This window comes from Streptomyces sp. NPDC020801 (genome assembly GCF_044334385.1).
Lineage (GTDB): Bacteria > Actinomycetota > Actinomycetes > Streptomycetales > Streptomycetaceae > Streptomyces.
In genome coordinates this window covers 1-6,336 of the sequence record NZ_JBIRST010000060.1, presented here as the reverse complement: position 1 = coordinate 6,336, position 6,336 = coordinate 1, and the positions used below count along the sequence as shown (strand labels likewise).

Here is a 6,336-nt window from a genome sequence, read left to right as displayed (position 1 = left end):
CCCACCACGCCACCCGCCTGCAAACCGAACTCCACACCACCCCCACCCCCGCCGACCTCATCCCCACCCTCGAAAAACTCACCCACCAACACCGCACGACAGGGTAAAGAGCACACCAAGACGACATCCGATCAACGTTCACGACGCAATGAGCGCGATGGCGACCCGGGAGCGCGGGATGGAAGCCGAGCAGCCCCTTCCGATTCACCCTGCTGGTACGGATTCCCCCGTCGCCTCGCGAGACAAATGTCCGGACACGACCCAATGGATGCGCACAAGCGCGCGCAAAGCTGTGTGGTTGCGACAAGCCCACCGCGAGTACCAGCCGACAGACGCACCCCTGCCCGGCCTGCCAACTCCTTGACTACGGACTTGACTTGCCTGGTCAGACGAGTGGTTCGCCGTTGGTATCGCTCCAGCACCCCTGGCACCTGCTCGCGGAAGGTACGGCGGTAGCCCAGCGTGGGACACACCAGACGCCGCACCCGCACACGGACTGTTTTCTCGGTGGTCGTGCGGGGGCGGTCGGCTTCCGTCCTCGTAGTTCACGGGCCGGTCGTTTCTCAGTTCAGTGAAGAGTTTCTGCGTCTGCGTCGTGTTCCACTTCACGGCGCTGCCGGCGTGGGTGAGAAAGCTGTGGCCGGTCACGGGAATGTTGAACCGTTTCCCCTGGCCGACCGTGATGCTGTTCATCGCCCGGAACATCGCCGCAAGGTCCCACAGGCGCATGTTCTTGTCCACGATGAGCGCGCCCAGGCCCGCGCTCGTGGTCTCGTAGAGTTTGGCAGGGTTGAGGACGACGCCCGGCGTGGCCGCCTTGCGCGCGAGTGCGGACAGGAACTTCTGCTGGTTCTCGGTGCGCCCCAAGTCACCCTGGGTGTCCTGATGGCGCTGGCGCACGAACGCGAACGCCGCGCGTCCGTTGAGGGTGTGGCAGCCCTTCGTCAGGTTCGCACCCGATTTCTCGTCCCTGACGTCCTTGTCCAGACACATCTCCACGCCGCCGAGGGCGTTCACGATGCCGACGAATCCCGCGAAGCCGACTTCCGTGTAGTGGTCGACGTGCAGCCCCGTGTTGCGCAGCCCAGGCGATCGAAGGCACTGCCATCACCATCGACCCCGACGCCGCACGCGCGGCCGCACTGGACTACCTCGCCGCCGCGAACGTCGACGGGGACGTGCAGATCACCGACGGTGGGCAGACCTTGACGGTGACCGTCCGCGACACTTACGCCACCCACTTCGTGTCCCTGCTCGGTGTGGGCACGATCCAATTGGACGGCACCGCGACCGCCCACCTGCAGACCCAAGCCGCTGGAGGCTGAACCGCCCATGGCCCCCCGCACCCCTAAACCACTACGCGCCGCCGGCACACTGCTGCGTGCTCTGATCGGTCTCGTCCTGCTGATCGCTCCGGTCGGCGGCGTCCCCCTCGTCCTGCTCACTCTCGGACACCAACCCACCGAGCTTTCCGTCGGCTTGAACCTCCTGCTCCAACAGGACGACGGCACCCTGTGGCTGGTCGCACTCACTCTGATCGGCTGGGCCGCTTGGGCCGCGTTCACCTTCAGCGTCGCCCTCGAAGTCGTCGCTGTCGCCCGCCGACGCTCCGCACCCCGCATCCGCGGCCTGGGCAGCATGCAATCCCTGGCCAGCTTCCTGGTCGGCGGCATCGTCCTCCTGGCCCCGACCGCCGCCTCGGCCGCCACCACCGCACCCGCCATCGCCGTCACCAAAACCGTGAGCGGACCCAGCACGAGCGCCACGCCCGCGACAAGCCGCACACCGACCACCGCCACCGGCTACCCCACCCACACCATCACGTCGGCCACCGAGACCCCGTGGGACCTCGCCGAGAAGTACCTCGGCAACGGCCAGCGGTGGAAAGACATCGCCGCCCTCAACCCCGACATCCCCGCACTGACCGCCGGCGACCAGTGCCTGCCAAAGACGGCCGTCATCAAGCTGCCCCACGACGCCCGGCAGGCGGCTCCCGCCACCGGCGCCCATCCCACCCCACGCTCGGGCCGGGGCAAGGTCAGCGCTGATGCTTCCGGCGACCACGCTGCGGACAGCAACTCCGAGGCCACCGCTTCGGGAGGCTTGCGGTCCCAGCTGAGCAACCTTGCGTCGGCCGCCTCGGAGAAAGAGGAACACGTGGTCACCGCCCGGGACGGCGACTACCTATCGAAGATCGCCCAGAAGGAACTTGGCAACGGCAACGAGTGGCCGCAGCTGTTCAAAGCCAGCTGGGGCCGGTTGAGGTGACGGGCGTGGACAGCACCGGCCACGGCCCGAGGATGGCGCAGCTGGCCGCCTTGTTGTACTTCCGGCCCGGCCGCAGCGCGGATGTGCTGTGTGCCGACATGGATCCCGTCAGCCCGTGGTCGACGAGCACCCTCAACGCACGGATGCAGGGCTTGCGCAGCTCCCTGGGCAGCGACTCGTCCGGCAACCTCTACGTGCCGCGCCGCAAGGCGGGCGAGGACCCGTACCGGCTCGCTGCCGGCGTGCGCTGCGACTGGAGCCGTTTCCTCCAGCTCGTCGAACGCGCACTGCCGCTAGCTAGGCATCCAGCTCGCCGCCCGGATCCTGGCCGAGATCGGTGACGACCGCACCCGCTTCACCGACGCCCGGGGACACATCACGCGGCGGTGGGTGAAGAACGACCGACTCAACCACGCCGGCTACCTGTGGGCCTTCGCCGCTCCGAACGGATCACCCGGGGCCAAGGCGCACTACCGTCGGCGCCGCGACGAACACGGAGACTGGCACGCGGCCGCCCTGCGTAACCTGTTCAATCGAATGCTTGAACAGCTCTATCACTCTCTTCAGCGACGCGAGTTGTTCGACGAACGCACCGCTTTCCCCATCGAACTCGCCACCGCCGCTTGACGCGTTGGCAACGTGAGGTGTCTGGCGGACCCTGACCAAGGTCCGCATGGACCCCAAGCACGCCACCGCCCTGCTGCGAGCCCTGCTCATCCTGATCAACGCCGAGATCGCCCGCTGACAGATGACCAAGAAACGTGATCACGTCCCTCTGCCAGCCGGATCACACCTGACCGCCACCAAACAAGCACCCTCACCTGCGACTTCAGGATGGAATTATCTCACTGAAGAACGTCAGCTTCGGCAGAGGCTAGGAGAACAACAAGTCCCCTATTGGGCTTCCCCGGAGAGGCCGCCCTCAAGGGAGCGCCCGCCCCGATCCAGGCCGACAAACGGTGGACCGGGGAGCGTACGCACTCTTGGAAGAACAGCTACGGCGAGTTGCGACGCTGTACAGACAAGACCGGCGCGGTCGTGGAGTTCTACCTCTACCTGGCAGCCGCACTCGTCACGCTCCGCAGGCCGATCCGGCGCGCCACCAACCAAGTGAACAACGGAGTCGGCCTGCGCGCTCGCTTCGCGCGCAGGCCGACTCGGTTTGCGTAACCTTTCTAGAACCCAACCTTGCGCGTGACGCTGGTGGTTCCGATGTTGCCGGTAAGGGTGATCGGCTGCGATGCGGGTGTGCCCGTCACCTGCTGGTAGGTCATCCCGGTGATCGGTGCGGAGACCTGCTCGACAACGTACGTATGGCCGCTGGTGGCCGTGATGTTGATCTCGGAACTCGTCGTCGGTGAGACGACGACGTTTGACGTGTTGCTCCCATCGACGACCTGTACGGACTGGCCCGGCCACGGGTTGCGCACCGTGATCGTGTAAGTGCCGCTACTCGGATTGACGCCGGGCCCCGCGGTGATCCCGACCGGCTCGATCGAGCCGTGATGGATCTGCACCGACACCCTGGTACCGCCCTGGACTGCGACGGTGCCGTCAACGTCCCACGTGGCCGGCACGCTGGGCGCGATCCGCAGCTCACCGTCATAGTCCTGTGCCAGCGCCTCATTCAGTGCCGTCGCTACGACACCCTGCTGTTCACCGAGGAACTCGGAAGGCGCCGCAGGCGGGCTCGTCGTCGCGACGTAGTACCCGAAGCCGTTCTGGTACACCTGATTGTTGACGACTGACTGCTTGAGGGTCGACGCGAACAGACTGCTGAGTCCGAGCCGCGCCGCTTGAATGGGCTCGACGTTCCAGTCGTAGTCGCCGCCGTCATCGACGGGGTTCGGGCGGGCCATGAACGTCGAGATGCCTTCATTCGTCAACGACGTGTCATCGCCGATCAATGAGTACGGCCACACTGGCTCGAGTCCGATGTTCTGGTTGTTGGTTGTTCCCGTCCCGTTCTTCCAGATCTGACTACTGCCCGGTGGACTCGAACACTGGTCCACGACGACGAGCGAACCCTGGCTGGTGGAGCCGCCGCTTACGTCCAGGCACTGGCCTGCCGAGTTCGTGATCTCCCCGGTGCTGGCGCCGCTGGTCTGGGGAGTCCACTGCTGCGTGGTCGCCGTGCTGCTACAGGTGTTGACCACGACGTTGCTGCCAGAGGTGTCCAGACACAACGCATAGCTCTGGCCTGCGTAGACCGTGTACTGCTTCGACGTCGCGTTGTATACCCAGCTCTGATTCTCCGGACCGGCCGAGCACGGCCAGATGTCGACGGAAGTCCCCGCATTGTGCGAATCACCGGCCACGTCGAGACACTGGCCCGAGGCTTTATCGGACAACTCCGACGGTACGTCGTTCGACATCGCGATGACAGGGCTCGAGATCCAGGTCTGGTTACCGCCCGGTGGACTGCCGCATGTGTACACGCCGACGGGCGAGCCAGAGGCCACGGCGTTTCCGGTCACGTCCAGGCACTGGCCTGCCGAGTTCGTGATCTCCCCGGTGCTGGCGCCGCTGGTGTGGGGAGTCCACTGCTGCGTGGTCGCCGTGCTGCTACAGGTGTTGGCTACGACGTTGTTGCCTGAGGTGTCCAGACACAGCGCATAGTTCTGGCCCGCGTAGATCGTGTACTGCTTCGACGTCGCGTTGTATACCCAGCTCTGGTATGCCCTCCAGTCCGCGCACGGATAGATGGCGACCGTAGTCCCCGCACTATTCGCGCCTGAGGGCACGCCGAGACACATGTCCGAACTGGTACCGACCAACGTCGACAGAGCCGTCGTCTGGAAGTCACGGAGCTTGCCAATCGCGGTTGTCAGTTCGGCCTGTAGACTCGTATCGACGTTGAGCGTCTGCGCTGCCGACTTGACCGCGGGGAACAACGCCGTCATCGCGGCGATGTCCGTCGCCGGGTCGTGTACATCCCACTGCGTCTCGTGCGCGTTCGACGGGTAAGTGTGCAACTTGCCGTCAGCGCCGGTAGTCGAGTAGTCGAGCAAGAACTCGGCTGCGTCCTTCATCAACGGGTAGTAGGTGTTCAAGAACGTGGTGTCACCCGAGTCGAGGTACTGGTTCCAGACCTCCAAACCCACCTCAGCGCCGGTTGAGAGGGTCCGCGCGTTGTAGGTGGGGCCGCTCTTGTCGGTGTTGACGCAGCTAGCCGCCGATCCGTTCTGGTAGCCGTTGCCGTTGAAGCGCATGGCCTCCGGAACACAGATGTCGGGGTTGCGCCAGATCTGATTACTGCCCAGTGGACTTCCGCATGTGTACACGCCGACGAGCGAGCCCTGGCTGGTGGAGCCGCCGGTCACGTCCAGGCACTGGCCTGCCTTGTTCGTGATCCCCCCGTTGGCTTGGGGAGTCCATTGCTGCGACTGCGCCGTGCTACAGGTGTTGACCACGACGTTGCTGCCTGAGGTGTCCAGACACATCGCATAGCTCTGTCCCTGGTAGACCGTGTACTGGTCGGTGGTGGGGTTCCACGCCCACGTCTGGTTCGCTGCGCCGCGCGAGCACCCCCAGATGTCGACGGAAGTCCCCGCACTGTGCGAGCCGCCGACAACGTCGAGACAGTCTTGGGAACCGTCGCCGATCAACAGACCTGCGACGTGCATGTTCACCGTCGTCCAGGTCTGCATGTTCTTGAGGTTGCTCAGGTACAAGTTGAAGAACGGGTTGTTCAGCTGCGACGTGCCGGACGACTGGTTGGCCGCCGTCTGCATCCGAAGATTCCAGTGCCAGAAGACGCTCGGGTCCCACTGGTGGTAATCACCAACGGACGAGAACAGATCGGCCACACCCGCCTGCGAGCCCGGGTACGAGCTGCTGCTCGACGAATTCGCGACGTACAGATCGAGCGTTCGCAGTACCTGCATGTACTGGCCGGTACCGTCGTCGGAGGCGATCTTCATGAGCGCGGCCGAGTTCCAGAAGTCGTGCCAGTCAGTGAGATGCGTGCTCCGGAGCGTCGCCAACGTTGCGGTGGCATCCGAGCCGAGCGTGGTCTGTGCGTAGCTGGTCGCAGATCCCCCCGATTGGGTTCCGTTCCATGCCGGG

The 6,336-nt window shown here is 65.0% G+C and carries 4 protein-coding genes and 4 pseudogenes; 5 read left to right on the top strand and 3 right to left on the bottom strand.

The window, feature by feature from the left end:
• Positions 1-267: 267 nt before the first annotated feature.
• Together ACH4UM_RS41545 and ACH4UM_RS41540 are read right to left on the bottom strand one after the other, a co-directional pair.
• A pseudogene (locus ACH4UM_RS41545) lies at positions 268-539 on the bottom strand (ISL3 family transposase); the annotation flags it as partial.
• A 283-nt stretch (positions 540-822) separates the two neighbouring features.
• Positions 823-1,068, bottom strand: a pseudogene (locus tag ACH4UM_RS41540) (LCP family protein); the annotation flags it as partial.
• Positions 1,069-1,178: 110 nt separating this feature from the next.
• On the opposite strand from ACH4UM_RS41540, the gene ACH4UM_RS41535 reads away from it, so the two are divergent.
• The 5 genes and pseudogenes from ACH4UM_RS41535 to ACH4UM_RS41515 all read left to right on the top strand — a co-directional run.
• Positions 1,179-1,325: a hypothetical protein gene (locus ACH4UM_RS41535; protein ID WP_398191805.1), complete on the top strand. Its 147-nt coding sequence runs from the start codon at positions 1,179-1,181 to the stop codon at positions 1,323-1,325.
• A 7-nt stretch (positions 1,326-1,332) separates the two neighbouring features.
• Positions 1,333-2,268 carry a hypothetical protein gene (locus tag ACH4UM_RS41530; RefSeq protein WP_398191802.1) on the top strand — a complete coding sequence of 312 codons (936 nt, stop codon included), beginning with the start codon at positions 1,333-1,335 and terminating at the stop codon, positions 2,266-2,268.
• A gap of 5 nt (positions 2,269-2,273) precedes the next feature.
• The gene (locus tag ACH4UM_RS41525) at positions 2,274-2,609 is read left to right on the top strand and encodes a hypothetical protein (RefSeq protein WP_398191799.1); all 336 of its coding nucleotides are present in this window, start codon (positions 2,274-2,276) and stop codon (positions 2,607-2,609) included.
• A pseudogene (locus tag ACH4UM_RS41520) lies at positions 2,566-2,895 on the top strand (IS110 family transposase); the annotation flags it as partial. The gene ACH4UM_RS41525 and the pseudogene ACH4UM_RS41520, both read left to right, overlap by 44 nt.
• Before the next feature lie 255 nt (positions 2,896-3,150).
• Positions 3,151-3,438, top strand: a pseudogene (locus tag ACH4UM_RS41515) (hypothetical protein); the annotation flags it as partial.
• 5 nt (positions 3,439-3,443) lie between these two features.
• On the opposite strand, the gene ACH4UM_RS41510 reads toward ACH4UM_RS41515, so the two are convergent.
• A complete protein-coding gene (locus ACH4UM_RS41510; RefSeq protein WP_398191796.1) occupies positions 3,444-6,191 on the bottom strand; it encodes a ricin-type beta-trefoil lectin domain protein in 2,748 nt (915 codons plus the stop codon).
• Positions 6,192-6,336 lie beyond the last annotated feature (145 nt).

Excerpts from the sequence above, each read along its gene's own strand:
- ACH4UM_RS41510 (WP_398191796.1), bottom strand. The coding sequence starts at position 6,191 with ATGAAGATCGCCTCCGACGACGGTACCGGCCAGTACATGCAGGTACTG.
- ACH4UM_RS41530 (WP_398191802.1), top strand. The coding sequence starts at position 1,333 with ATGGCCCCCCGCACCCCTAAACCACTACGCGCCGCCGGCACACTGCTG.